Consider the following 24,718-nt stretch of genomic DNA (forward strand, 5'->3'; position numbering starts at 1 on the left):
TTATTTAAACTCGGGAAGACGTTAGAATTCGCACTCAGCTTTGAACACCATGCGCTCTTTGCTGTATGGATGATCCAGCTCTAGCATCTCAGCATGCAGGTGTAAGCGGTTGGCTTTTTCGCCGTATAAACCATCACCAACCATCGGCATGTTTAACCCCATGTGATGAGCACTGTGTACACGTAGTTGGTGAGTTCGCCCGGTTTTCGGATACATGTATACCTTGCTGCGCCCATCTTTGACTTCAATCAGTTGCCAGTAGGTTTCTGCATGTTTCCCGTGTTCAAAACACACCAGTTGACGTGGGCGGTCGTCGGGGTCACCACGCATTGGCAGTGAAATTTCCCCTTCAGGCTCGTTTAATACGCCTTCGAGCAGTGCCATATAACGTTTTTGTACGCCGCGAGCCATAAACTGTTTTTGCAGACTTTTGTTCGCGCGCTTAGTTAAGGCAAACACCAAAATGCCAGAGGTCGCCATGTCGAGACGATGAATCACAAACGGCCCTTCCACATCAGGGTACATCGCTTGTAGGCGCGTATAAGCAGAGTCCTTGATAGTTTTACCAGGCACTGAAAGTAAGCCCGAGGGCTTGTTGACGACGACCATAGCGTCGTCTTGGTAGATTATCTCTAGTTCTTTGTCTTCTGCCCAATTCTCCGCCAATGGATTAGGTTCGACATCCAGCCCTTGCATCATATGGCCCAAAATCGGCTGACATTTGCTGTTGCACGATGGGTAGAATTTTTTGTGTTGGCGAACTTCAGACTTTGGCGACACACCCCACCAAAATTCTGCCAGCGCCAGCGGTTTGAATCCGTATTTAAACGCGTATTGGAGCAGTTTTGGCGCAGCACATTCCCCTGCACCTGCTGGTGGTATTGGGTTTGTGGTGTCCGCAAAAATGTCCACCAAGTCGCGTGCTTCGCCATGGCTGTTTAGAAAGCGGTACTGTTTATGCAGTTTGTGCTGTAAAGCGTTGGAGAGCGTTTTGCGCTGTTCTTTCAGATGAGCAAGTTGCTGCTCTAACTCAGCCAAGCGCGCTTCTTTGATTGCAAGCTTTTCATCCCACGCTTGCTTTAAGTATTTGAGAACGTTTTTCTCGGCGACACTTTGCTTACCCAACTCATCCAATAAGATTTTGAGGTCATCGGCATTGAGTGTTTGCTCGCCCTGTTGACGCTGTCGTTTGCGTGCGGCGCGGCCGTCAATCATCACTTGGCGCTGTGTTTGCTCCTCTTGCTGATAAGCGGCGCGGTCGGCTTGGATTTGCGCTTTAAGATCCGCCAATTCCGGATTCGCGGCACAGGTTTTGTACTCCGTATTGGCGGCGTTGATGGCATCCGTTTCTGCGCGGAAGAAGCCTTCATCGGTCAGCATGTCGTACACAGGAGGGACAAATCCTGGAATCAAGTTTTGGTCAGCAATTTTGCCAGAAAACGCACTTAAAAAGCCGAGCTCGCCTTGAGGGCTTTCTACCAGCAATACGCCAAACATTTTGCCTCGCCCCGTTTCTTCATTAACCAAACCAAAATCGTGTTCGAAGTCGGTTTGCGCTAATAAGTGCTGTTGCAATTGCTTTGCGGCCATAACGCAAAGAGGATGCGGCGTGTAGTAGAACGGAAACGTAAACTGCGTTGGCGATTCATAGCCAGAAATATCAGCAGTAAAACGAGTAAAATAATGTTCAGGCGAGTGCATGGTGGGTATCCGCGAGAGTAAAAAATCGAGCGAGGATTGTACCTGTTTGAGTCAGGATTGCCATGTCGGTGTTGGCACTCGCTCTTGGATTAAGAACAAGAGCGAGTGGGGAAGAGCTTATTGCAGTTTTTGTAATGCAAGCTTCCACTGTGCCGGTTTGTCGTAGTAGGTCGAGTGCGGCAAGGTCAAGTACTCGCCATTTACTTCTGCAATCATGGTTGGATAACCACCAACGTGTAACTGGCGCATCAATTGTCGGCTAGTGCGAATTCTCTCACCTAGTTCGGCTTCGCTTAACGTCATGTTTTGCTCCCACGCATCACTTGCTAAACCTAGCGATTCTGCAATGGCTTTGAGCGTCGATGCTTCATTCACTTTTAACCCGAGCTGATAATGCGCAGATTGGATGGCCTTTAGCATGTGCCATGGATTCAGCCCCATTTTTTCCGCACTCAAGATCGCTTGTGTTGGTAGATAAGAATCAAGAACAAACGCATCTTCGCTTTTCACGCGTTGCAGATATGCTTCACCAAACGTCGCTCCGGTTTCGGTTGCAATACGAGCGTCACTGTTGATGATGTGCTGACGAAATTCAGGTTCAATCGCGCGTTTCTCAATCATACCGCCGGGATGAAGCTCTACCTTAAATTGAGAGGTGTCCATCAATGCTTCGATGAGTGGTGATGCCCCGTAGCACCAACCACACATGGGATCGAAGAAGTAATGCACGATTACCATGACATTTCACCAGTATGCACTTTCGCACCGATTCCTAGCGCGATTGGCAATTGAGCTTCTGGGTATTTCGCTGACATGGTGTCAATGAGTTGAGCGCTGTTATTGCTGTGTTTTTTCGCTTGCTGAAAATCCTGCAAGTATTGTTGCGAGTAGCGAATGGTGTCTGCGTTCAGCTTTGTGCCTGCTTTCATGTGACCAGGAATGACCACTTGAGGTTTAAGCGCAAGCATCTCGCTAAGCTGCTGTTCCCAAGCATTGATGGCGGTTTGGTCAGCGGCATCTGCCATCCACAAATGTACGTTTGAGTACACGGCTATGTTACCTAGAATCGCTTTGTTATCTGGAATCCATAGGTAAGGGCGGTGTGCTGATGTGCCATGGTTACCACGAATTTCAATCTTATGACCTTCTAGCTCTAATGATGCTTTATCGTACGCGACAGGGATCACTGGTTTTACCGGTGCGTTTGCGCCAAGCTTTGGTCCCCAGTACGCCAGCTTTCCAGCCAATTTCTCTTTAATAATTTTTTGAACCGCAGGCGTTGTGATGATTTGCGCATCAGGGAACTGTTGGTGTAAGGCCTCTGCGCCAAAGTAGTAGTCTGGGTCCGCTTGGCTGATAAAAATGGTTTTAAGTGTTTTGCCTGAGTCCAGTACTTTAGCGGCAATGCGCATCGCGTCAGCTTTGGTGAAGCCAGTGTCGATAACCATGGCGTCAGTCTCACCGTATACCAAGGTTGAGTTTACGTGGAAGCTGTTACCGTCGGCGTTGTAAACCTCAAGAGTAAGGGGAGAGTGGTTTGCCGCTAGAACAGGGCTTGCCATTAAAATGGATGCAGCAATCAAAGTGAATTTTTTCATAATAAGCTCCTAAAAAATTTGGGGCCAAGCGACCATGGCTTGGGAACGGGAGCTATATTAGGAAATTGATACGCTCGGAAAAATACACAATAATGTGCATCACTATTTCTTATTTCGAGCAAATGTATGGATAGAGTAACGGCAGCAAGAGTATTTGTAGATGTGGTGTATTCTGGCAGTTTTACCGCGACCGCAGAACGGTTAGACATGTCTCGGCCAATGGTGACTCGTTACGTAGAGGCGATGGAGAACTGGTTGCAAACTCGTTTGTTGCACCGCACTACGCGCAAGGTGTCGCTCACCACCGCAGGGGAGCGCAGCTTGCCTCAGATTGAGCGCTGGTTAAAACAGGCCGATACATTAACGTCGAACATTGCCGCTGATGGTGAGCTGTCCGGAAAAATCCGTCTTGCGTCTAGTACTTCATTTGGATTCTCACAGTTGATCCCCGTAGTAAACAGTTTTATGCAAAAGCACCCCAAAGTGCATATCGACATAGATCTGCAAGATTCAGTGAGTGATCTAACCGAACAACGTATCGATCTGGCGATCCGAATTGCGTCAGATCCCGATCCTTCTTTGATTGGTAAGCCGATTGCGGTGTGCGAATCGGTGTTGGTAGCATCACCGCAATATTTGCAAACTCACCACGCGATCGCGCATCCGCGAGATTTATCTTCACACGACTGTTTGGGATACAAAAACTTTGAGCGTCACGTGTGGCATTTGTCTCAGGGCGACCAGTTCGAATCGGTGGGAATTGAGTGTCGCCTAACCAGCAATGAGGCCACGGCGTTATTGCATGGCGCTTTACAAGGCATGGGTATTTCGATGTTGCCAACTTACTTGAGCAATATCTATCTCAAATCGGGTCAGCTTGAGTCGGTGTTGCCGGATTGGAAGCCAAATGATCTCAACATTTACGCGCTGTATTCATCACGTAAACACTTGTCTCCTGCGGTGAGAGCTTTCATCGATCACAGTGAAGATTACTTTAAACAGCATCCTTGGTAATAGCGAAAGGCGTCGTCATCCCGACTTGAGATTCATACAAGATCCTGTACCTTACATGGATATATTTTCGCAGCGTCATTTAGAGTTTTAGTTAATGTCACAAGTTCGCATCAAATTTATTGCTTCCGATATGGATGGCACATTGCTTGACCAATACGGTCGTTTGGATCCGGAGTTTTTCGATCTGTTTTTGCAACTGGAAGAGCAAGGTATTTTGTTCTCCGCTGCGTCTGGTCGTCAGTATTACAGTCTGCGAGACACGTTCGCGCCAATCAAAGACAGACTGTTGTATGTGGCTGAAAACGGCACCTTGGTGATGTACCAAGACAAAGAGCTCTACAGTTGCACCATTCCTAAAGCGGAAGTGGCGGAGATTGTGAAAGCGGCTCGTGAAATTGACGGAGCGAACATCGTATTGTGTGGCAAGCGCTCGGCGTACATCGAAACGCATGATCAGCAATCGCTGGAAGAATTTCAAAAGTACTACCACCGCTGTGAATATGTGCCGGATTTGCTTGAGGTCGAAGACGAGTTTATTAAGGTAGCAATTTGTCACTTTGACGGTTCGGAAGAGCTCCTGTTCCCGACCATGAACGCGAAGTTTGGCGCAACGCATAAAGTCGTAGTGAGCGCAAAAATTTGGCTGGATGTGATGAATGCCGAGGCGTCTAAAGGCGCGGCCATTCAGCACCTTCAAGAGACGATGAATTTTACTCCGGCAGAAACAATGACGTTTGGTGATTACCTCAATGACCTCGAAATGCTGCAAGTCAGTGAGCATTCGTACGCGGTTGCCAACGCGCACGAAGAGATTAAGAAAATTGCTCGTTATTCTGCGCCAAGCAACCAAGAGGCTGGGGTACTCAAAGTGATTAAAGAGAAAGTGTTAGCGAAGTAACGCTCATTTTTTCGATGTTATTTTCTTCTTCACGTAAAAAGCCCCGCATACACTGCGGGGCTTTGTTTTTTTGGGGGGAGTAAGGTTCCCGTTTTAGCGTACGTACTTGGCGGTTGCGCTGACTAAAAAGTGTTGCAATTTCCCGTCTGATTTTGGCACCCACAAGTCGTTATGATAATGGTAAATACGGCCATTGATGGTCACAGACAAGGTATTATCACCCGTTTGCTCCATGCGAATAAACTGATCCGAAGTGACCAAAAACGGCTCTTGCTCTTCAATGCTCTGGCCCGTTGCCAATACGAAGTAGCCGAATCGGTTGCCAGCATCCGGATCGGTTGAGTAGATTCGATGCCCAACTAGGCTGTAGTCGTCGTTGAGTGCTTGCTCAAGCGTTTTTTGCCCGATGGTTTCGTGCGATGGAATAAATACCCAAGCCAACACACCTGCCGCAATGACTGCCAGTAGAAGCAGTACTTGCATGAACTTTCTCATCATATATACCGTTTAACGTTGAAATTTCATTTTGTACATGCGCTTATCCGCTATGCTGATAAGAAAGTCAACATTGTCACTGTCTTTAGGGTATTGCGCTAAGCCCATGCTTGTTGAAAGTGTTGAGACTTTATCGGAGTTTAATATTTGTGCATCAAAGACGGTATTTATCTGCTCACGTACGTTCTCTTCATTGAGATGTTCACCTTCAAGGATAACCGCGAACTCATCTCCTCCCATGCGATAAACAGTAAAATCATTGAGTGCCATAGAATTAAGCCGCCTAGCGATTTCCCGCAGTACAGTGTCGCCAACTTGGTGTCCGTGTGTGTCGTTGACTTCTTTAAAACCATTTAAATCTAGAATCCAGAGAGAAAAGGGCCTTTTTTCTTGAGTAAATTTGTTTAGGGTTATGAATAGTGCATTGCGGTTCCCTAGGTTCGTCAAAGGGTCGCTTAGCGCCAATTTTCTATGGAAATGGGATTCACGATAAAAGAAATAAGTTAGAGAGATAATCGACAAAACGAACGTCGCAAACAACATATATTGTGCTTGCATTAAGCGCTGGGTTTGACCTTTTTGTGCTTCATAAGCTTTACTGCTTAGACGGAAGTTTTGATTAACGAAGTCTATTAAGCCTAAATATAGTGTTTGAGTTGAACGATAAAATGCAGCAGCAGCTTGGCTATCACCTGTTCTAGCTTCTACTAGTTGTTTTTCTAGCTCTTTGAACTCTTCAAAAAGGTTAATGAAGTAAAGGTGCATGTTGTTCCGAGAAAAGAACTTATTGGCTTTCGTGCTACTGGTCAATAAGTCAAAGCGACTCCACGCTAACTCGTATTGAAGCTCTGCACCATCAATATTCAATACGTTTTCATCTAACCGTCTGGCCTCGCCGACAAGTTCTGATAGTTCTTTGGAGAGTTGGAATAAAAACCAAGTCGCTTGTTTTTGTTCGTTATTAAAATTTTGTGAGAGTGAACGTGTTTGCTGTAAAAGCACGACATTCGCGAGAAGCAAAGAAACGGCAAACACCACCAGCAGCATTTTGCTGGTGGTAGAATATTGCAATATTCTTTGTTTCTTAGAATAGGGTTCTGATAACTTCATTCTTATTATTTTTCTTTTATTTCATTTACTTGCCATACCATTTGCGCATGATATTTATTGTAGTTTAGCTCTGGATAGAGATTGAGTGGATATATCACCCAGAAAGGGCCTTTATTCCTGACTTTTATGTAATTCTGATCTTGTTGATAAGCCAGTATTGGTTGATATCGAAGAATATCTTGTCGGGACAATGTCGAGTGATAGTCGTTTAAGCTGCTGATATCAACCTGCTCTGGTACCTTTCCGTAGACGTGTGTAAGAAGCGTGCTGAGTTTAACGCCTAAAAACTCTGACGAGGCAGGAAGCCAAGGCAATGTCATCGTGTAGCTAGTGGTAGGTAAAGCTTGGATCTCTTCCAGTTCCAGTATGACACTAGGCTGCTGGCTACTACTAAATACGATCGTATTTGCAGACAAGAATGGCGCAACAAAAAACAGACCTAGCGCGACTATCTTTTTCATCATATGCCCTTTTGAGTTTTATTCTTTTTTCTTAGCTAGGACAAAGGTGCTAGCGGTAATTTATTTATAATTATAGAGCCAACCGGATGAGATTTTATAATACGTTATGTTTCAAAAATAACTGTCGGTTTACGTCACGTCAAGGTTATTAAGTTGCTTCTTAATTAAAAGCTCAGAGTATTGGGATGATGGTAGAGTTTCGTAATGATTTCGCGGTATTTAATTGGTTTTTAGTGCAGCTTTGTTTCATTTTTAATAAAGATACTGTGTCGGAAATGAGAATTTAATAAGGCGAGAAATGGTAAGCGTTCACCGAGGTATCTTGACTTACCAGATCTGAAGAAACATATGCAGTTTATAGATCAAAAACGTTTGGGTACGGTCTCTTCGTCACAACAGCCGTGATGATTTCACTCAACACTGACATTGCCGATAAGTCACGCTTTTTGCAGGTTTCGATGAGGGTATGTATCCTACTTCGGAATTTATCACCTGCATCCGAGATCGTTCCGAAGCTAATTTTCCTTTGAATGACAAAACCTCTAATACATCGCTCAGCTTCATTATTGGTTAAGGGGATTGACGTTTTCTTGAGGAAAACCCACAAGCTCTCTCTATGTTTAAGCAGTAACTTGCATCGCCCTCTATACCGCTTGACCATCACACCTGTCCCTTTGCTCAACCAATGATCGAACGATTTTTGTAGCCTGTGCATTCGCCGCAAGTACCGTGAATAATCCAATTCACCTTGCTCATAACGATGCCGAGTATGGAAAATGGTGTTCGTCAGCAAACAAAGATGTTTGCCAATATAAGCGGTGTGGCCACCGTCACTATAATCCGCCATTTGCTGAAGATTGCGCTTCACATGTGCCCAACATAACTGATGACGGTCTGCGGCTATCCAGTTATAGCTTGGGCATTGGTCGCTAACCACAATGCCTGCATAGTCTTCATCGATGACCTTTTTTGCTGAGGAGGTTGAGCGTGAATAGAGTATTTGTTCATAGACAAGGTCATCACTGGCCACTAACCAACACCAACGAAGGCTCGTTTCATCATTTCGGTGATGAGAGGTTTCGTCAGCATGAATCAAAGTCGCTTTCTTTAACGCTTGTTTTATCGCCTGATGCAATGGCGTTAGCATTGAAGCGACCTTCGTTTGCGCTTCGCTAATCGCGCCGACCGAAAAGGTTGTGCCAAGCTGTTCTTTAAGTAGAGATTGGATTTTCCGAACACTGAGGTGATATTGCCCTGCAAGAACTCCAATGTAACTTAATAAGTTCGGCCCTATAATCCCTTGCGATGCATCGTCAGGCTTTTGAGCCTTGACGGTTTCTTTACAGTGCCGACATTGGCCTGAAAATAAACGGTATTCGGTGATATCGACAGTGGGTTTTGGAATATCGAAGACCTGATGGCGGTAGTAAGGGCCACCTTGAACATCGATATCAGACTGGGCACAGCAAGGGCACACTTCAGGAAAACAATCGATAACTACATCCGTTGCTTTCAGTCGTGAGAGTTTTCGTTGATGCCCTGTGTGGCCTTCTTTAGCTCCTCTCGAATTGCAACCACTAGAGCTTTGATCTTTTTTCGCTCATGCTTGTCCTTAGGGTTGTCAGACGAAGGTGGTTTCGATGAATTTTTGGAGTTAGTAGCTTGTTTATCGGTAAGGTGGCGCAACTGTTCCCACAACTCTTCAATCAGTGCGTTTGCTTCGTTAAGGTCAGAGGCTACGGGCGGTTCCTCTTGATATTTAGGGGCTTTCTTTCTGCTCATAACAAACAGGATGAAGCACTGGAATGATCACTCAATAGCCAAGAATGGATCAAGTGCTGAGTGTCACACTTTTTCTGTCAATAGGGGCTTGGTGAACACTTACGAGAAATGGACGTCGAATTTGTTCTTAAGTTACATTATTTTACATATTTAAATCATCGATATTCAGATATGTATTTGTTAGTACGTAAAGAAAATAAAGTCACCTAGTTTTGGTGACTTTATTTTTTATTTCATGAGCTTACTTAAATTAACTATGCAAACAAATATTTTGCATGGAAGTTGAGGTGCTCTTCAATAAAGCTTGAGATGAAGTAATAGCTATGGTCATAGCCTGGTTGCATTCTCAAGGTTAGGTTTGAATCGTGTATTTTTGCCGCAGCAATCAGCGCTTCCGGTCTAAGCTGCTCATTTAAGAAACCATCAGCATCACCTTGATCAACCAAAATTGGTAATGGTGATTGTTGTTGTTTTAGAAGTTCACTTGCATCGTATTGCTTCCAGCTTTCAAGCTCCTTGCCTAAGTAAGCAGTAAAGGCTTTTTGTCCCCAAGGGCATTGCATTGGGTTACTGATTGGACTGAACGCTGAAATAGAACGGTACTGTTCTGAATTTTTCAGACCAATGGTGAGCGCTCCGTGGCCGCCCATGCTGTGACCCGAAATCGACTTCACGTCAGAGACAGGGAAGTTACTTTCGATGATCGCAGGTAACTCCTCGGTCACATAGTCGTACATGCAGTAATGCAGTGACCAAGGTGCTTGCGTCGCATTAAGGTAAAAGCCAGCTCCTTTTCCTAGGTCATAGCTTTCGTCGTCAGCGATACCTTCGCCTCTCGGACTTGTGTCTGGTGCAATGATCGCAATGCCAAGCTCGGCCGCCATACGAAATGCGCCCGCTTTCTGCATAAAGTTCTCATCGGTACACGTTAAACCAGAGAGCCAGTATAGCGCGGGTACGGGATTTGATTTCGTTGCGTTAGGTGGCAAGAATATCGCGAAGCGCATGGTGCAGTTTAGGGCATTGGATTCGTGTGTATATTGCTTGTGCCAACCGCCAAACACTTTGGCTTGGCTTACATTTTCAATGGTCATGAATAAACTCTCTAATTAGCAGAAGGAATTCAGGCTCCCCAAAAGGAGAGCCTGAGGCAGCATTATTGATCCATATGGATAACTGTTCGGATGCTCTTACCTTCATGCATCAGATCAAACGCTTTGTTGACGTCTGCTAATCCCATTGTGTGGGTAATGAACTCCTGTAAGCCGAATTCTCCAGCCATGTAACGGTTTACGATTTCTGGAAGCTCAGAGCGACCTTTAACGCCACCGAAAGCGCTGCCACGCCATACACGACCAGTTACCAGTTGGAATGGACGAGTTGAGATCTCTTGACCTGCACCAGCAACACCAATGATGACTGACTCACCCCAACCTTTGTGACAGCACTCAAGTGCTTGGCGCATCACGTTTACGTTACCGATACATTCGAATGAGTAGTCAACACCACCGTCTGTCATTTCAACAATCACTTCTTGAATTGGCTTGTCGAATTTTTGTGGGTTGATGCAATCAGTTGCACCAAGTTGTTTCGCTAGGTCGAATTTGCTTTCGTTGATGTCTACACCGATGATGCGGCTGGCACCAGCCATGCGAGCACCGATGATTGCAGAAAGACCGATACCGCCGAGACCAAAGATTGCCACTGTGTCGCCTTTTTCAACTTTAGCTGTGTTTAATACCGCACCCATACCAGTGGTTACGCCACAACCTAGAAGACAAACTTCTTCAAGTGGTGCTTCTTTGTTTACTTTCGCTAGTGAGATTTCTGGAAGAACCGTGTACTCAGAGAAAGTAGAACAACCCATGTAGTGGAAGATAGTTTCGCCGTTGATAGAGAATCGGCTTGTGCCATCTGGCATTAGGCCTTTACCTTGCGTTTCACGAACGGCCTGACATAGGTTCGTTTTGCCAGATTTACAGAACTTACACTCACCACATTCAGCAGTGTAAAGTGGGATAACGTGGTCGCCAACTTCAACGCTTGTTACGCCTTCGCCAACCATTTCAACGATACCACCACCTTCGTGGCCAAGGATTGAAGGGAAGATACCTTCAGGATCATCGCCTGATAGAGTGAATGCGTCAGTGTGGCAAACACCAGTTGCTACGATACGTACTAGCACTTCGCCGGCTTTTGGAAGTTGTACATCAACTTCTTCCATCTTAAGCGGCTCACCTGCAGCCCAAGCGACCATTGCTTTTGATTTTATGTGAGTTTGACCAGGTTTGATTTCAAGCGACATTGGATGTTTCCTTTATATTTTCAGTATATGGAGTGACGTAATAAGCGTAGTTAAGGTTTGCTTACCGCGCTGCGTCGTTTTGTTGGTGCTCATTTTAGGTGTTTCAGTAAAAATGATAATCCGTCCATATTGAAAATGATTTTTACATATGCGTAATAATGATAAGGTGAGCGTGTAAAAAGAGTGCTATGCCTCCTTAAAGCGGAAGGGAAATGGAAAAGGTGATTGACCTGAAGTTAGATAGAGGGGCTAAAGTAGAAAACAGTCAAACCATCAGCTAGGTAAGAGTGATTATGAATAAGACGGATCTGAGTGCCTATTTAACCAAGCTAGGCTTGCCTAGTGAATTGCCCGCCGATTTGGAGTCATTGCACAGAGTTCACGTGGCGCAGCATCGTTGCCTGCCGTTTGAGAATTTTGACATCGCATTGCAGCGAGGCGTCTCTGTTGAGATTGAAGATATTATTCAAAAAACCGTGTACCACTCTCGCGGTGGTTACTGCTTTGAATTAAATGGTTTAATGCTTGATGTGCTCAACACTCTTGGGTTTGAAGCGCGAAGTTTGTTAGGGCGTGTACATGTGTCTGGTACACCAACAGGTCGTAGTCATCAAATCACGTTAGTGACGTTAGAGGAACAAACATGGATTGTCGATGTGGGTTTTGGCTCCAATACCCCTCGAGCGCCATTGCCATTTATCCTTGACCAAGTGATTCAGACGGATTTACAAACCTTCCGTTTTGTCAAAGATGCTCAGTTTGGTTATTTCCTCCAAGTGCTTTCAACCGATGGAACAGACGTGTGGAACAATCTATACAGCTTTGACCTAGAGTTCGTGTGTGCTGGTGACATTGCATGTAGCAACTTCTTTACCTCGACTTCGCCTAATTCGCGTTTTACTAGCGCAAGAGTCGCTGCTAGAGCGACAGAAAGTGGGTTGGTGACGCTGCTTAACTACACACTCAGATGCACCAATCATGAAGAGCTAACAGAAATAGAGCTAGAGCCAGGTCAAACCTACCTGGATGCGTTGAAAGAATATTTTGGCATTGAGCTTGATGCGCAATACGACGAACTTCGTCCGTTACCTGACGCGTAAAGTTTTCCCGTTTTCAAAGCGTAGCGCGACGAGAACAATGTAATCACTATTTGTCTAGAAGAGGTCGACAGGAATACAGCATGGCGAATTGGGAAGGAGTCAGCGAGTTTGTTGCCGTAGCGGAAACTAACAGCTTTACAGCTGCCGCGGCTAAACTGAAAACGTCAGTGGCACAAATCAGTCGCCGCGTATCGGCACTTGAAGAGCGTCTTGCGGTTAAGTTACTGCATCGCACGACGAGAAAAGTTTCTCTGTCTGAAGCTGGACAGCTTTATTATCAGCAGTGCAAACATTTGGTCGAAGGGCTAGAACTGGCCGAGCTTGCCGTAACGCAAATGCAGACCGAACCGCGAGGTTTGCTGCGTGTGACAGCGCCTGTGACCTATGGGGAAATGAACCTCGCGCCGCTCTTGCATCAGTTTTTGGAGAAGTACCCGCGTGTGGACCTCGATTTAGTTCTGACCAATCAAAAACTGGATTTGATAGAGCAAGGGGTAGACGTGGCGATTCGTCTTGGCCGCCTGCAAGATTCCAGCATGATCGCAAAGCGTCTTTCGTCGCGTCAAAATTACGTGTGTGCTAGCCCTATGTATTTGGAGCGATTTGGCGAGCCTCACACATTATCCGAACTGGCTCGACATCAGTGCCTAGTTGGTTCGGTCGATTATTGGCATTTTAAGGAAAATAAACGCGATAAGTCTTTGCGCGTATCGGGGAGAATTAAATGCAATAGTGGTTTTGCGCTAATGGGCGCCGCAAAACGTGGTTTGGGTTTAGTGCAGTTGCCGGACTATTACGTTCAAGAAGCTCTAGATAACGGTGAGCTAGTCGAGGTGCTGACCGATTACCGAGACGACCGTGAAGGCATTTGGGCACTGTATCCACAAAGCCGAAATTTATCGCCCAAAGTGAGGTTGTTAATCGACTTTTTAGCGCAGGAACTAGCGGATTAGAGTTTTCATGAACTTTAATACAACTGAAGTCGCTAAAACGCCCGGTGATGCCGGGCGTTTTTATTAGGATGAGAGCTGGAATCGAAAAGACATGAATCACTATTGGTTGGATTCCGCGTCTTCACGTTTAATCACTTTGTGCCCATCTTCAGATACGCCTTGCTTCCAATAGCTGCTGATGTAGATATTCTCGCGATCGACTTCTTTTTCGTTGCGGAAATATTGGCGCAGCGCACGCATTGAATCGAACTCACACGCACACCATACCGAAGCGTTACCATCTAACCACTCGAGTTCGCGAACGCTATCAGCCAAGGTTTGCTGTTCGGTTAGCCAAATCAACTCCATACCGGCTGGCGTGTTTAGGGGTTGAATGTCGGCTGGAGACATCACGCTGATCACAGCGTAGCCTTTGGCCTCTTCTGGCAACGTACGAATTTTCGCAGAAAGCGCTGGAAGTGCGGTCATATCGGCAGCCATGAAGAACCAATCCGCCTCAGTATTTAAGTTGGAGATGCTACCTGGCCCAACAATGCTGATCGTGTCGCCTTTTTGCGCGGCCATTGCCCAACGCGCTGCAAATCCGCATTGCAGATCTTGCGTTACGTGTCGGACGAAATCCACTTCGATTGAACTGGTTTCTGGATGAAAGCGTCGGATAGTGTAGGTGCGCATGATTGGTCGGTCGTCTTCTGGCAGGATGCTCAGATCCGCGCCGCCCATATCGTTAAACAGTAATTTGATGTAACTGCCTTCGCAGTCACGAGGAAAGTGGCTCAGCGCCTCACCTTGCAAGGTAATGCGCTGCATGTTTGGAGTGATGGTTTCTGTGTCTGTGACAACAAGCGTTTTAGGTTGAGGCTTCTTTTTCATTGTTACTTTACTCGATAATTATTCTCTTTCTCATTTAAAGATTATCAAGTTCCCTAACAAGAGGGTAGCGTCTTTAAACAAATTTACACTGTGAATTAACGCCAAAGCCTCGAGCAAAATGCAGTATCTGTCCTTTCCCAATTACGTAAAGTGAGTCGTTTTTTAACCATAAATGGACTTATATCATTGGAATCGTAGACAAAAGCAACAGCGCAGCCATGCTGTAGTTGAACCCCTTAACGCGTTTATCGGTGGTCAACCAACGCTGCAATTGCATACCTGCCGCCGTCCAAAATGTTACCGATGGCAAGTTAGCTAAGCAGAAGATACCGGCGATAAAAGTCAGTTCGAGCCATGCACCGCCACTGCTGTATACCGTAATGGCCGTCAACGCCATCGACCAACCTTTTGGGTTCACCCATTGGAATGCGACAGCCCCTAAAAAAGACATTGGGCGAAAATCGTGTTTTGCTTCGGTTTTGTCGCTGGTGGCGATTTTGTACGTCAAGTACAGCAAATAACTCAAGCTCAACACTTTCAAAATGGAGTGTGTAATTGGATATGCGTGGAACAGGCTCATCAAGCCAATGCCCACCAAAATTAGCATGGCACCAAAGCCAAAGGTAATGCCCAACATATGTGGGATAGTGCGTTTAAAGCCGACATTTGCCCCTGAGGTCATCAACATAATGTTATTGGGACCCGGCGTAAAAGTGGAGACAAAAGCGAACAACGCCAAAGCGCCCAGTTGATGATATTCCATAGATTGTTCCTTGAATCAGTTCTCGATAAGTAAAGAACAACTATAAGTAGAAATGAGGTCAATATTGTGCTTTTATTTGATGATTAGAAACCAAATAAGCAATGAAACATCATCTTGGATAGATTTGACGAAAGAATATTGCAAGTGCTTAAACGCGACGGAAGAATCTCCAATGTAGAGCTGTCGGAACGCGTTGGTTTATCTCCATCTGCCACCTTACGCCGAGTGCAAGATTTAGAGCGTAAAGGCGTGATCAAAGGCTACCGAGCAGTACTGGATAATCAGCAACTTGGCGTGGGTTTTGTCGCTTATGTGTCGATTGGTTTGGCCTCGCACTCTAAGCAGGCACAGCTGGGTTTCGAAGAGCATGTGCGTTTTGTAAACGAGGTGGTGGAATGTCACAACATTACGGGATCTAACGAATATCTCATACGCGTAGAGACGCAAGATCTCGCCGCTTATAAAGCGTTCCATGCTGATGTGTTGGGTGAGTGCGAACACGTCAAGTCGATCACAACGATGGTGGTGATGGACACACCAAAAGACGAGCGATAGCCAAACGAGAGTGACAGTTTTTGTGGCACATGAATTTGAAGTGACTCGAAAGAGTCAGTCGAGTATGAGAATGGTTCACAACAAATGCTGGAAAGCAGATGGCACTCTTACAATTTCCATATTTATTCTCACCTTCTAAATAATCCCATCCTGCTAGTTTTGCTTAAACCGCTTGTGTTTCAGAGCGGCGAGTCAGCAAAATTAAGGATGAACGATGAAATCACATGTAACACTTCCTCTTTTGAGCTTAAGCGCTGTTGCCGCATTGAGCTCATTTAACGTCAACGCCCACGGCTGGGTAGAATTTCCAAGTGCTCGTCAGAATACGTGTTATTTAGACGGTGGTTTTTGGACCAACGAGATCCCTAACCAAGCGTGTAAAGCGGCTTTTGAAGAATCTGGCGCGTATCCGTTTGTGCAGCGTAGCGAAATTGCAGCAAACGTACCAAATTACCGAGATATGGAGCATGTTAAAGCCGTAGTCCGTGACGGCGAACTGTGTTCTGCCGGCGATGCCGCTAAGAAAGGTTTGAACATTCCTTCTCCAAACTGGCAGCGCACCAATGTTACGCCAGATGCAAACAACCAGATTGAATTGGTGTTTTACGGCAAGGCGCCGCACAACCCATCGTACTGGGAATTCTATCTCACCAAGCCGACTTATGATGATTCAAAACCGCTTACTTGGAGTGATTTAGAGCTGATCGACACCGCAGGTGACGTGTATGTTGATGCGGAAAAACGCTACCGTATTCAGGTGACTTTCCCTGCTGATCGTTCGGGCGATGCGGTACTTTACACTCGTTGGCAGCGTATTGATGTCGCTGGGGAAGGTTTCTACAACTGTAGTGACATTACGTTAAACGGAACAGGCACGACGCCACCGACTGACCCTGTTGATCCAACCGAACCGGGCAATAATCTGACATCTCTAGGCTACTTTGTTCAGCAAGGTTTCGGACCAGTAGAAGCGGGTGACACCATCCGTTTCCGTACGTTTAATGCGACAGGCAATGAAATTGTCGATATTTCACTGCCAATCAGCGCAAACAATACGACGACTTGGGCGGCAGAAATTGCGGATCAATTTAACGCGCAGCAAACGGGCGATTGGTACGTGGGCATTTGGCATCAAGAGATGAACCACTACATGTTCGATAGTAACAACGTGAATGCGAACCAAGTATTAGCGCCAAGCGCAGACTTCAGTTATGCGTTGTCACTGATCAAAGCGGATGTACCGCCACCAGTTGAACCAACCAACTTGTGGGACAAGACGGCTGTTTACGACCAAGGTGATGTGGTGACGCACAACGGTAAAGAATGGACCGCTCAGTGGTGGACGTCTGGTGAGGAACCAGGCACAACGGGTCAATGGGGGGTATGGCGTTAAGCCAGTTATTCGGACCCTGATTAATAAAACCCTTCTCATGTGAGAAGGGTTTGTTTTTTTAGCCTAAAACGATCACTTTGGTCGAGTGGTTGTCTTGAAAATCAGAGCACATATCGTTATTCGCTTGCTCTCCACTCGCTCCAGTTGAGCATCGCGTAGTCTGCCAGTTTTAGCATCGGAATGTCTTCGTGCGTATCACCGTAGGCATAAATAGACGCAAACTCGTCGAGCGAAAACGTGGCCCTAACGCGCGAGACTTTTCTTTCTAAACTGCAATCACCTTGCTGGTAAAAGCCACTCAGTTTTGGCTGTTCTGAGATCAGTTCACTGCACAGCAAGTGGTAACCGTTCACTTCACACCAAGGCTTGAGATATGCATTGAGTGATGCCGACACCACCACAATGGTATCGCCTCTGTGTTGATGCCACGCCAACCTTTCCATCGCTTCTGGCCGTAAGTACAGCGGGATCACTTCATGGGCAAACTGAGCGCCAATCGCTTCAATTTGCTGCGCGTCTTTCCCTGAAAATGCAATAAAACTGCTGAGCGGACGCATAAGACGAGCGGGTAACACTCCGAGTTTGTACAGCGCATAAAATGGCATGATAGCGACCTTTCCTACTCGTTTGCGCAGGCCATAAGCAGAATAGTGGAGGAAAAGGCTAAACATATCCTCTCGGGTGATGGTGCCATCAAAATCAAACAGTGCCAGTGACGGCTTAGTAGTATCGAGCAAACTCAGCGCCTATTTTTTGGTTTAAGATCGTTTTGTGTTTATTGATAAAACACCGCCAACCAGATGGTTTCTTGCGTTGGGTCAGTCCAGCTCACTTTGTGTTTGGTATGAGCTGGAATCGTAACGTGATCGCCTGCCTCAAGTCGTTGCACTACATCTGATTCAAAAGTCAGCTCTCCAGCTCCTTTAAGAACCAAGACCCATTCATGTTCTTCTTGATCGTACCAGCCACTTTCGGGCGAGGTTTGCCCCGTAGAGACAATGCGTTCTATACGCAGGTTTTTGTGGGTCAGCAGGTCTTCGAACACTTCCTCGTCGAGGTTATTCGGTAAGTCTTTAAAAAGATTCATGGCCTTTCCTTAGAGAATGATCAGTCCAAAAGGCGCAAGTAATTGCTCTTGTTGCCAATCACAAATCTTAACACCAAACAGAGAAACGCGGCGCACATCCAGCCCGTCTAGTTCGACATGAGTCAGATCACATTGCTCAACGTTAAAGGTTCCCCATTGTTCTGGCGAGAATTCGCAGCGAGATAAATCCGAGCCTTTGAGAGTTGCCCCTGCGAGGTTCGCACCGTTCCAACGGTTTTCAAAGAGGTCACATTTTTCTAGTAACACTCGCTCGAAGTTACAGTAGGTGAGGTTGCAGCCAGTAATAAAAGCAGAACAGAAAAACATGGTGTTACTGACGCGATTAGCAAAGTTCGCACCTTGGAAGTTTGCCCCTTTGAGATCGCACTTACGTAGCTCCAAGCCCATACAATTTGCGCCGTTAAACAGGCTCATCGCCAACATGCAGTTCGTAAAGCTAGCGTCTTTTAAGTTCGCGAAGCGAAAACTACACCCTTCTAGCGCTTTGGATTCGATAAAGCGACAGTCGATGAACTTAGCATCGCGCAGATCGGCATGGTCGAAACAGCACATATAAAAGTGGCAGTTTTTAAAGGTAGCATTCTGAAAATCGTGATGAGAAAAGTTTTCTCGTTCAAAAATGAGATCGGTTTTTAACATGTCTTCTCCTTAGCTGCGAGCAGACTAGCACTCCAAGTGACTGATTTTCCATAAAAATAACTTCTTGTATTTCAGTGCTTTACAAACCCCTCAAATCGCGATTTTAAGGGGGCAAACGAGCGTTTTAAGTGGGTTGTTTTTTGAAAATAGAAGACGTAGAGGACGAAAAAAGTTTTTGCTGGCTACGAGCCTTAACGAGAGGATTCGCATTTATGGGTATGCATGGCAACTCACACGCACAGTTTGCATTACAGAATTGTATCCTATTTGCATAATTTGTTGATCAATATGGCGTTTCTCCATACAAAAAACCTATATTTTTCACAAATTGATTTCCATCAAAATAGTAGGGTTTCTATGTGCTAGATTGCGCACAGCTCAAAAAGATATAGATACCCGTGTGCTTCAAGGCGCTGAGTTTACTTGAAATCTCAGATCAGTTAGTAGGCACCCCTTTGGGTACGACATAACGAAGCCCTACGAAAGGAAATAAAAATGAAAAAAACAATCTGCAGTCTAGCAGTGGTTGCTGCACTCGTGTCACCAAGTGTTTTCGCTCATAAACAAGGTGACTTCGTTCTTCGTGTTGGTGCGGCGTCTGTCGTTCCAAACGACAGCAGCGATAAGATTCTTGGTTCTCAAGAAGAGTTAGAAGTTGACTCAAATACGCAGCTTGGTTTGACGTTTGGCTACATGTTTACAGACAACATCAGTTTAGAGCTTCTAGCAGCAACACCATTCAGCCACGATATTTCAACAGACTTGTTAGGTCTTGGTGATATCGCGGACACCAAACACCTTCCACCAACGCTTATGGTGCAGTACTACTTTGGCGAGCCACAAAGTAAGTTCCGTCCATACGTGGGTGCAGGTCTCAACTACACCATGTTCTTTGATGAGGGCTTCAATAGTACGGGTAAAGGCGCTGGTCTTTCAGATCTTAAGTTGGATGACTCATTCGGTCTAGCAGCGAATATTGGTGTGGACTACATGATCAACGATCAATGGTTCTTCAACGCTGCTGCGTGGTACGCAAACATTGAAACAGAAGCAACTTACAAAGCAGGTGGAGTGAAGCAAAAAACCGACGTCAAAATTAACCCTTGGGTATTTATGATCAGCGGCGGTTACAAGTTCTAAGAAAAACCAGTAGTTACACGCACATTACTATTATTGGCATGACTTTGGGGGCGGTTACGGGGACTGCCCCTCTTTTTATCCTCGTTTTGATTGCACATCATTTACTCCACTTAGCAACATGCAAAATTGGATCTTTACCTTGCAGATCATTTTATTGTCGGAAGATCGAAAAGTCCTACACTGATCACATAATTGAACAAGTGGACAATATAAATGAGCGACGACATCGCAAAGCATTCCTCCTCCAGATCTAAGCTGGTAAAAACTCTTTTCTTTACTCTCTGTGTTATCGCATTTGGTGCGATGTATTGGTCTTGGCAGTATTCAGACAGTCACCCAAGCACGGAAGATGCCTACGTTAGGGCAAAAATTTTGTCGGTAGCGCCTCAGGTAAAAGGCCAAGTGGTTTCTGTGGATGTTAAAGATTTCCAATCTGTTAACAAAGGTGACCTACTGTTGAAGATAGATTCACGCCCATATTTGTTGGCAGTGAAGCAAGCAAAAGCGGCATACCAATTGGCGGTCCAGCAACATGACGTTGCCGATAAGCAGGTAACTGAAGCTGTTGCGGGCTTAGATGCGGCGCGCTCTAACCTGACAGAAGCGCAAGTAGAGTACAAACGTGCGGATTCCCTAGTGAAACGCAAACTGGCGTCGGACCAAGATTTAGATACGGCAAAAAACAAACTAGCCAATGCCCAAGCGAGCCTGGAGCAAGCGCGCGCGACGGTAGAAAAAGCCATTGCGAACCGTGGTGAAGAAGGCGCAGAGGCTGCGGTTGTTCAACAAGCGGCAGCACAGTTAGCGCAAGCAGAGCTGAACTTGAGCTACACCGACATTACGTCACCAGTGGATGGCATTGCCGGTGAGATCAATACGCACGTAGGCTCGGTTGTTAGCGTGGGTCAAACGCTGTTCCCTGTGATTTTAAAAGACAGCTATTGGGTACGCGCGAACTTTAAAGAAACCGATCTTACTCACATCAAACCTGGTATGCATGCGGATGTGGTGATTGATATGTACCCAGACGTGGTGTGGAAAGCAACGGTAGAGCAGCTGTCGCCTGCGAGTGGTACATCGTTCTCCTTGATGCCACCAGAAAACGCAACGGGTAACTGGGTTAAAATCAAACAGCGTTTCCCTGTACGTTTGGCATTAGAAGTACCGGCCGATGCGCCGCAACTTCGCGTGGGTGCGAGCTCAGAAGTCACCATTGATTTGCAAAGTCGCGTGCAATGAGCCACCAAATTACGGCAGACAAACGGGGGATTGCCACCGTCGCCGTGATGCTTTCTGCCATCATGGTGTTAATCGATATGACCGTTGCGAACGTGTCGCTATCACACATGATGGGCGCGCTGGGCGCAACGGCAGACCAAATTACTTGGGTGCTGACGGGTTACAGCATGGCGGAAGCGATCTTCATTCCGATGACCAGTTTCTGGGTGTCGCGCTTTGGTGAACGCAAAGTCATGCTGGTTGCCGTGGTCGGTTTTGTGATTGCCAGTGCGCTTTGTGGGCAAGCACAGTCTCTTGAAGAGATGGTGCTATTTCGCATTATCCAAGGCGCTTTCGGCGCGTCGGTGATTCCATTGGCGCAGTCGACGTTAGTGCAGATTTATCCGTATGAGCAAAAAGGCAAAGCGATGGCGATTTTCTCCATCGGCATTTTGCTTGGTCCTATTTTGGGCCCAGTTGTAGGTGGTGTGATCACCGACAACATTAACTGGCGCTGGATTTTTTACATCAACTTGCCATTCGGTTTGATCTGTACCTCTTTGATTTATCGCTATATCCATATCGACAACAAATCCAAACCTAACTTTGACTGGTGGATCATCGGTTACATGGCGTTAGGTGTGGGCGCGTTGCAGTTTGTGTTGGATAAAGGGAACGAAGAAGACTGGCTCAACTCACGCATGATCCAGACGGCGATATTGCTCGCAGTAATGGGATTGGTGATGTGGATCTATCGCAGTTGGAAAACCAAAAGTCCAATAGCGCCATTATGGCTACTGAAAGACCGAAACCTTATGGTCTCGTCATTGATGATTGCCGTGGTGTCGATGGCGATGTTTGGTCTGACGACTCAACAACCAATGCTGTTGGAAAGCTTGCTGGATTATCCGGTCTCAACCACTGGCTTATTAATGGCACCTCGTGGGTTGGCGTCAGCGGCGATGTTGATTTTGGTGATTAAGCTCAATCCGCAATTCGATCCCAGAATCAAAATAGTCTTTGGCTTGAGCTGCATCGGGATTGGTAGCTATTTGATGACGCAGTACTCACTGCAGATCGATACATTTTGGATTGTGATGCCGAGTATGATTCAGGGGATGGGGCTTGGTTTAACCTTCTCGACGCTATCCACCTTGGCGTATTTAACGATTCCGAAAGAGCAATCTGTTGCGGCGGCGAGTATTTACAATCTGTTCCGTACCATTGGTAGCTCGTTTGGTATTTCTATCGCCACCACGTTCCAATATCGTGATAGTCAGCAGCAATGGCATGCGCTGGGAGAGGGTATTAATCCTTATAATCCTAACTTGCATGACTGGGCGGCCAATCAGGGGCTTTCTATTACCGACCCGGTTGCGTTAGACCAATACCAACAGATGTTGCAGCAGCAATCGCAAATGGTCGCCTTTGTGCACACCTTCCAGCTTGTGGGAGTGATGTTCGTGATCATGATGCCGATGCTGGGTTTCATTCGGTCGCGTGAATAACATGAAGTTCCGGTGAATAGTGTAAGAGAACGCCTCTCAAGTTGTGTCAGCTTGAGAGGCGTTTTTTATTGGACAGTGCCAGTGAAAGAAGGGCGTTTACTCAAACGTCACTTCGTCAAAATGCGGATTGGTTTTGAGCGCGCGCATTGCGACTAATTGCTCAGTCGGGAAGGCGGTGTGCTCACCATCCATATCTAAAAACAAGCACTCTTGTCGCTGCATGTCGTAGCCTGTGTCGAACGCGTTGCCCTGATGAGTTTCACCATTTTTTAGTGTGATCTCGATAGGGAGCTTAAACATACAGGCGATTTCAATAAAATCGTATTGGCTGCAAGTCACCATAGCTTTCTCCTTTCAAACCGACGCAGTATTCAGAAGGTTTGAGAACCGCTTCCTTAATATAGAAAACGTTTGATTGAAACTGAATCTTCATCTTACACCTCATTTTGGTCACGAAATAGACATACACGCACGTTTTAATAAACCTACTGTTGAGCGTTCGCAAGCGAGACAAAACTACGATATGTCTGAGACGATACTTAAGCGCACATACCTAACGAGTGAACAAAAGACACAAAAGCCAAGTTCACTGATTCCGCCTCAAACCTACGATGCGCAGTTGGCGCACCGTGTTCACCACTCGCCTCAATTTGAAAACGGCCGCGTTAAAAACGAGATGCCAAATGTCCCTAGCCCGCAATCATTCTGGCAGGTGTGTTGGAGCTATCTTGGTGGTAGAACGCCATTGAGTCCTAACGAACATCTGCCACATTTCCCAATTCAACCTACGCAGTTTGCGCAGCGAAGTGAATCGATGCGCGTTACTTGGCTGGGCCATTCCACCATGCTGGTGGAGGTCGATGGCATTCGAATTCTGACCGATCCGTTATTTGATTACGCTTCTCCGTTCATCGCAAAAGCGTGGTTTGAACGCAATATTCCCAATACCCATGCCAGAGATCGTTTGCCGATTCCTGAAATTATTGTGATTTCGCACGATCATTACGACCATTTAGAAGCATCGACCATACGTTTTTACGCCGATAAACCCGTGACGTTTTATGTACCCTTAGGGGTTGGCAAGCATCTGATAAAGTGGGGCGTTTACGCAGACAACATCGTGGAATTCGATTGGTGGGATAGCGTGCACTATGCTGGAATCGAACTGATTTGTACGCCTGCTAACCATAATTCGGGTCGTACTTATTTCGATAAAAACGCGACCCTGTGGGCTTCTTGGGTCATCAAAGGCAAAGAAGAGACGCTCTATTTTAGTGGCGATTCAGCTTACGATTCGCACTTTTCCGAGATCGCACAGCGATGTGGACCAATCGACATTGCCTGTTTGGAAGTGGCTGCCGATGTGAAAGGCCAAGGTTATCCGGTCGAAAACTGGGGGCACATGCAGGCTCATCATACCGTGCAAGCGTTTCGCGATTTAAATGCGAAAAAACTGTTGCCAGTACATTGGGCTACATACGAGCTATTTACTCACCGCTGGGACGAACCGATTTTAGATTTGCTTGCCCATTGTCAAAAAGAACATATAACGCTGCTGACGCCAATGCCGGGGGAAAGTTTTTACGTTCATCAAGAACATATAAATAAACAATGGTGGCGAGAAAAAGAAATATGTGATCCAGCTGGAATTTTGACTTAATAATATGATCTTACTTCAATAATTATTTTAGAAATTAACCTTGTTATTTTCAGAATATAACAAGGATTTTACTGGTCATTGAAATTAAAAATTTCCATAGATTCACTTTCCAATTGTGATCTCACGCTTTTATAAATCGATTGGTGTCATTTTTTGATACTTTTGATCTGAAAATTTGCGCTCTTATCAGAAAAGTTTTAGTAAAAATCTTTGCCATCTTAATTTTACTCTTCAAAACAATTATACTGACTATTATCTTGATAAGCTCATAGAGCAATGGCTATAGCTTGTTCTTGATGGGTAAAATGTATCCAGTTAAAGAAAAGTAAAAAAATCTAATGGATAAGACATGTTTTACGCCAACAAGGGCTTTGTTGCGTAATTCGGACAGAAAACCAAGTCGTCCGAAATTGAATAATTATTAAACAATATACTGAGTTTCAG

The 24,718-nt window shown here is 45.8% G+C and carries 25 protein-coding genes; 10 read left to right on the top strand and 15 right to left on the bottom strand.

From position 1 onward, the window contains the following. Positions 1-21: 21 nt before the first annotated feature. The 3 genes from R7Z77_RS06285 to R7Z77_RS06295 form a co-directional block, all read right to left on the bottom strand. On the bottom strand, positions 22-1,701 hold the full coding sequence (locus R7Z77_RS06285; protein ID WP_137282906.1) for an RluA family pseudouridine synthase: 1,680 nt from the start codon (positions 1,699-1,701) through the stop codon (positions 22-24). Positions 1,702-1,818: 117 nt separating this feature from the next. Next, positions 1,819-2,439, bottom strand: a complete 621-nt coding sequence (locus tag R7Z77_RS06290; protein ID WP_064354452.1) for a DsbA family protein — start codon at positions 2,437-2,439, stop codon at positions 1,819-1,821. Next, positions 2,433-3,299 carry an MBL fold metallo-hydrolase gene (locus tag R7Z77_RS06295; RefSeq protein WP_064354453.1) on the bottom strand — a complete coding sequence of 289 codons (867 nt, stop codon included), beginning with the start codon at positions 3,297-3,299 and terminating at the stop codon, positions 2,433-2,435. Before R7Z77_RS06295 ends, R7Z77_RS06290 begins: the two co-directional genes overlap by 7 nt. Before the next feature lie 126 nt (positions 3,300-3,425). Between R7Z77_RS06295 and R7Z77_RS06300 the strand changes: the two genes are divergently transcribed. Both R7Z77_RS06300 and R7Z77_RS06305 read left to right on the top strand, forming a co-directional pair. Continuing rightward, a complete protein-coding gene (locus tag R7Z77_RS06300; protein ID WP_064354454.1) occupies positions 3,426-4,313 on the top strand; it encodes a LysR family transcriptional regulator in 888 nt (295 codons plus the stop codon). Between the two features lie 94 nt (positions 4,314-4,407). Next, the gene (locus tag R7Z77_RS06305) at positions 4,408-5,211 is read left to right on the top strand and encodes a Cof-type HAD-IIB family hydrolase (RefSeq protein ID WP_005374389.1); all 804 of its coding nucleotides are present in this window, start codon (positions 4,408-4,410) and stop codon (positions 5,209-5,211) included. 93 nt (positions 5,212-5,304) lie between these two features. Here R7Z77_RS06305 and R7Z77_RS06310 read toward each other — a convergent pair whose 3' ends face one another. The 6 genes from R7Z77_RS06310 to R7Z77_RS06335 all read right to left on the bottom strand — a co-directional run bounded on the left by R7Z77_RS06310 (position 5,305) and on the right by R7Z77_RS06335 (position 11,364). Further along, positions 5,305-5,694 (bottom strand): hypothetical protein, encoded by a 390-nt coding sequence (locus R7Z77_RS06310; RefSeq protein ID WP_017633832.1) that lies wholly within the window; start codon positions 5,692-5,694, stop codon positions 5,305-5,307. Between the two features lie 24 nt (positions 5,695-5,718). Continuing rightward, a complete protein-coding gene (locus tag R7Z77_RS06315) occupies positions 5,719-6,816 on the bottom strand; it encodes a GGDEF domain-containing protein (RefSeq protein WP_005383270.1) in 1,098 nt (365 codons plus the stop codon). 5 nt (positions 6,817-6,821) lie between these two features. Continuing rightward, complete coding sequence (locus tag R7Z77_RS06320) at positions 6,822-7,277, bottom strand: hypothetical protein (RefSeq protein WP_005374384.1); 456 nt, start codon at positions 7,275-7,277, stop codon at positions 6,822-6,824. Between the two features lie 355 nt (positions 7,278-7,632). Then, positions 7,633-9,059, bottom strand: a protein-coding gene (gene tnpC / locus R7Z77_RS06325; RefSeq protein ID WP_411913198.1) for an IS66 family transposase whose coding sequence is annotated in 2 segments (ribosomal slippage) — positions 7,633-8,864 and positions 8,864-9,059 — 1,428 coding nt in all. Because the reading frame shifts where the segments join, the coding sequence is not laid out codon by codon here. Between the two features lie 254 nt (positions 9,060-9,313). Next, positions 9,314-10,153 (bottom strand): S-formylglutathione hydrolase, encoded by an 840-nt coding sequence (gene fghA, locus R7Z77_RS06330; protein ID WP_005374382.1) that lies wholly within the window; start codon positions 10,151-10,153, stop codon positions 9,314-9,316. 62 nt (positions 10,154-10,215) lie between these two features. Further along, positions 10,216-11,364 (bottom strand): S-(hydroxymethyl)glutathione dehydrogenase/class III alcohol dehydrogenase, encoded by a 1,149-nt coding sequence (locus tag R7Z77_RS06335; protein ID WP_017821027.1) that lies wholly within the window; start codon positions 11,362-11,364, stop codon positions 10,216-10,218. Between the two features lie 293 nt (positions 11,365-11,657). Here R7Z77_RS06335 and R7Z77_RS06340 point away from each other — a divergent pair, with 293 nt between their 5' ends. Together R7Z77_RS06340 and R7Z77_RS06345 are read left to right on the top strand one after the other, a co-directional pair. Beyond that, entirely contained in the window at positions 11,658-12,464 is an 807-nt protein-coding gene (locus R7Z77_RS06340) for an arylamine N-acetyltransferase family protein (RefSeq protein WP_017821026.1), read from the top strand. Between the two features lie 80 nt (positions 12,465-12,544). Further along, positions 12,545-13,417: a LysR family transcriptional regulator gene (locus tag R7Z77_RS06345; RefSeq protein WP_017633836.1), complete on the top strand. Its 873-nt coding sequence runs from the start codon at positions 12,545-12,547 to the stop codon at positions 13,415-13,417. Between the two features lie 99 nt (positions 13,418-13,516). Here R7Z77_RS06345 and R7Z77_RS06350 read toward each other — a convergent pair whose 3' ends face one another. Then, the gene (locus R7Z77_RS06350) at positions 13,517-14,290 is read right to left on the bottom strand and encodes a siderophore-interacting protein (protein WP_017821025.1); all 774 of its coding nucleotides are present in this window, start codon (positions 14,288-14,290) and stop codon (positions 13,517-13,519) included. Between the two features lie 178 nt (positions 14,291-14,468). Next, positions 14,469-15,053, bottom strand: coding sequence for a LysE family translocator (locus R7Z77_RS06355; RefSeq protein ID WP_062730858.1), 585 nt, complete (start codon positions 15,051-15,053; stop codon positions 14,469-14,471). A 114-nt stretch (positions 15,054-15,167) separates the two neighbouring features. Here R7Z77_RS06355 and R7Z77_RS06360 point away from each other — a divergent pair, with 114 nt between their 5' ends. Together R7Z77_RS06360 and R7Z77_RS06365 are read left to right on the top strand one after the other, a co-directional pair. Next, positions 15,168-15,608, top strand: a complete 441-nt coding sequence (locus tag R7Z77_RS06360; protein WP_005374369.1) for an Lrp/AsnC family transcriptional regulator — start codon at positions 15,168-15,170, stop codon at positions 15,606-15,608. 214 nt (positions 15,609-15,822) lie between these two features. After that, entirely contained in the window at positions 15,823-17,001 is a 1,179-nt protein-coding gene (locus R7Z77_RS06365; protein ID WP_213967958.1) for a lytic polysaccharide monooxygenase, read from the top strand. A gap of 116 nt (positions 17,002-17,117) precedes the next feature. Here R7Z77_RS06365 and R7Z77_RS06370 read toward each other — a convergent pair whose 3' ends face one another. From R7Z77_RS06370 to R7Z77_RS06380, 3 genes are read right to left on the bottom strand one after another with little or no spacing between them, the layout of a single operon-like run. Beyond that, on the bottom strand, positions 17,118-17,738 hold the full coding sequence (locus R7Z77_RS06370; protein ID WP_213967959.1) for an HAD-IB family hydrolase: 621 nt from the start codon (positions 17,736-17,738) through the stop codon (positions 17,118-17,120). A 38-nt stretch (positions 17,739-17,776) separates the two neighbouring features. Beyond that, positions 17,777-18,088 carry a cupin domain-containing protein gene (locus tag R7Z77_RS06375; protein ID WP_047725283.1) on the bottom strand — a complete coding sequence of 104 codons (312 nt, stop codon included), beginning with the start codon at positions 18,086-18,088 and terminating at the stop codon, positions 17,777-17,779. Positions 18,089-18,097: 9 nt separating this feature from the next. Then, entirely contained in the window at positions 18,098-18,748 is a 651-nt protein-coding gene (locus R7Z77_RS06380; RefSeq protein WP_005374358.1) for a Qnr family pentapeptide repeat protein, read from the bottom strand. A 495-nt stretch (positions 18,749-19,243) separates the two neighbouring features. Between R7Z77_RS06380 and ompW the strand changes: the two genes are divergently transcribed. The 3 genes from ompW (at position 19,244) to R7Z77_RS06395 (ending at position 22,614) form a co-directional block, all read left to right on the top strand. Beyond that, positions 19,244-19,888: an outer membrane protein OmpW gene (gene ompW / locus R7Z77_RS06385; RefSeq protein WP_213961331.1), complete on the top strand. Its 645-nt coding sequence runs from the start codon at positions 19,244-19,246 to the stop codon at positions 19,886-19,888. 213 nt (positions 19,889-20,101) lie between these two features. Then, positions 20,102-21,127 carry an HlyD family secretion protein gene (locus R7Z77_RS06390; RefSeq protein ID WP_213961332.1) on the top strand — a complete coding sequence of 342 codons (1,026 nt, stop codon included), beginning with the start codon at positions 20,102-20,104 and terminating at the stop codon, positions 21,125-21,127. Beyond that, positions 21,124-22,614, top strand: a complete 1,491-nt coding sequence (locus tag R7Z77_RS06395) for an MDR family MFS transporter (RefSeq protein ID WP_213961333.1) — start codon at positions 21,124-21,126, stop codon at positions 22,612-22,614. The genes R7Z77_RS06390 and R7Z77_RS06395 overlap by 4 nt, the downstream gene beginning before the upstream one ends. 96 nt (positions 22,615-22,710) lie before the next feature. Here R7Z77_RS06395 and R7Z77_RS06400 read toward each other — a convergent pair whose 3' ends face one another. Beyond that, complete coding sequence (locus R7Z77_RS06400) at positions 22,711-22,956, bottom strand: Rho-binding antiterminator (protein WP_005374351.1); 246 nt, start codon at positions 22,954-22,956, stop codon at positions 22,711-22,713. Between the two features lie 181 nt (positions 22,957-23,137). Between R7Z77_RS06400 and R7Z77_RS06405 the strand changes: the two genes are divergently transcribed. Further along, positions 23,138-24,274 (top strand): MBL fold metallo-hydrolase, encoded by a 1,137-nt coding sequence (locus R7Z77_RS06405; RefSeq protein ID WP_213961334.1) that lies wholly within the window; start codon positions 23,138-23,140, stop codon positions 24,272-24,274. Positions 24,275-24,718: the final 444 nt, after the last annotated feature.

This window comes from Vibrio sp. 1401 (assembly GCF_033340295.1).

Bases quoted from the DNA above. Each gene is read 5' to 3' on its own strand.
- R7Z77_RS06285 (WP_137282906.1), bottom strand. From the start codon at position 1,701: ATGCACTCGCCTGAACATTATTTTACTCGTTTTACTGCTGATATTTCT.
- R7Z77_RS06290 (WP_064354452.1), bottom strand. From the start codon at position 2,439: ATGGTAATCGTGCATTACTTCTTCGATCCCATGTGTGGTTGGTGCTAC.
- R7Z77_RS06295 (WP_064354453.1), bottom strand. From the start codon at position 3,299: ATGAAAAAATTCACTTTGATTGCTGCATCCATTTTAATGGCAAGCCCT.
- R7Z77_RS06300 (WP_064354454.1), top strand. From the start codon at position 3,426: ATGGATAGAGTAACGGCAGCAAGAGTATTTGTAGATGTGGTGTATTCT.
- R7Z77_RS06305 (WP_005374389.1), top strand. From the start codon at position 4,408: ATGTCACAAGTTCGCATCAAATTTATTGCTTCCGATATGGATGGCACA.
- R7Z77_RS06310 (WP_017633832.1), bottom strand. From the start codon at position 5,694: ATGCAAGTACTGCTTCTACTGGCAGTCATTGCGGCAGGTGTGTTGGCT.
- R7Z77_RS06315 (WP_005383270.1), bottom strand. From the start codon at position 6,816: ATGAAGTTATCAGAACCCTATTCTAAGAAACAAAGAATATTGCAATAT.
- R7Z77_RS06320 (WP_005374384.1), bottom strand. From the start codon at position 7,277: ATGAAAAAGATAGTCGCGCTAGGTCTGTTTTTTGTTGCGCCATTCTTG.
- fghA (WP_005374382.1), bottom strand. From the start codon at position 10,153: ATGACCATTGAAAATGTAAGCCAAGCCAAAGTGTTTGGCGGTTGGCAC.
- R7Z77_RS06335 (WP_017821027.1), bottom strand. From the start codon at position 11,364: ATGTCGCTTGAAATCAAACCTGGTCAAACTCACATAAAATCAAAAGCA.
- R7Z77_RS06340 (WP_017821026.1), top strand. From the start codon at position 11,658: ATGAATAAGACGGATCTGAGTGCCTATTTAACCAAGCTAGGCTTGCCT.
- R7Z77_RS06345 (WP_017633836.1), top strand. From the start codon at position 12,545: ATGGCGAATTGGGAAGGAGTCAGCGAGTTTGTTGCCGTAGCGGAAACT.
- R7Z77_RS06350 (WP_017821025.1), bottom strand. From the start codon at position 14,290: ATGAAAAAGAAGCCTCAACCTAAAACGCTTGTTGTCACAGACACAGAA.
- R7Z77_RS06355 (WP_062730858.1), bottom strand. From the start codon at position 15,053: ATGGAATATCATCAACTGGGCGCTTTGGCGTTGTTCGCTTTTGTCTCC.
- R7Z77_RS06365 (WP_213967958.1), top strand. From the start codon at position 15,823: ATGAAATCACATGTAACACTTCCTCTTTTGAGCTTAAGCGCTGTTGCC.
- R7Z77_RS06375 (WP_047725283.1), bottom strand. From the start codon at position 18,088: ATGAATCTTTTTAAAGACTTACCGAATAACCTCGACGAGGAAGTGTTC.
- R7Z77_RS06380 (WP_005374358.1), bottom strand. From the start codon at position 18,748: ATGTTAAAAACCGATCTCATTTTTGAACGAGAAAACTTTTCTCATCAC.
- ompW (WP_213961331.1), top strand. From the start codon at position 19,244: ATGAAAAAAACAATCTGCAGTCTAGCAGTGGTTGCTGCACTCGTGTCA.
- R7Z77_RS06390 (WP_213961332.1), top strand. From the start codon at position 20,102: ATGAGCGACGACATCGCAAAGCATTCCTCCTCCAGATCTAAGCTGGTA.
- R7Z77_RS06395 (WP_213961333.1), top strand. From the start codon at position 21,124: ATGAGCCACCAAATTACGGCAGACAAACGGGGGATTGCCACCGTCGCC.
- R7Z77_RS06400 (WP_005374351.1), bottom strand. From the start codon at position 22,956: ATGGTGACTTGCAGCCAATACGATTTTATTGAAATCGCCTGTATGTTT.
- R7Z77_RS06405 (WP_213961334.1), top strand. From the start codon at position 23,138: ATGTCTGAGACGATACTTAAGCGCACATACCTAACGAGTGAACAAAAG.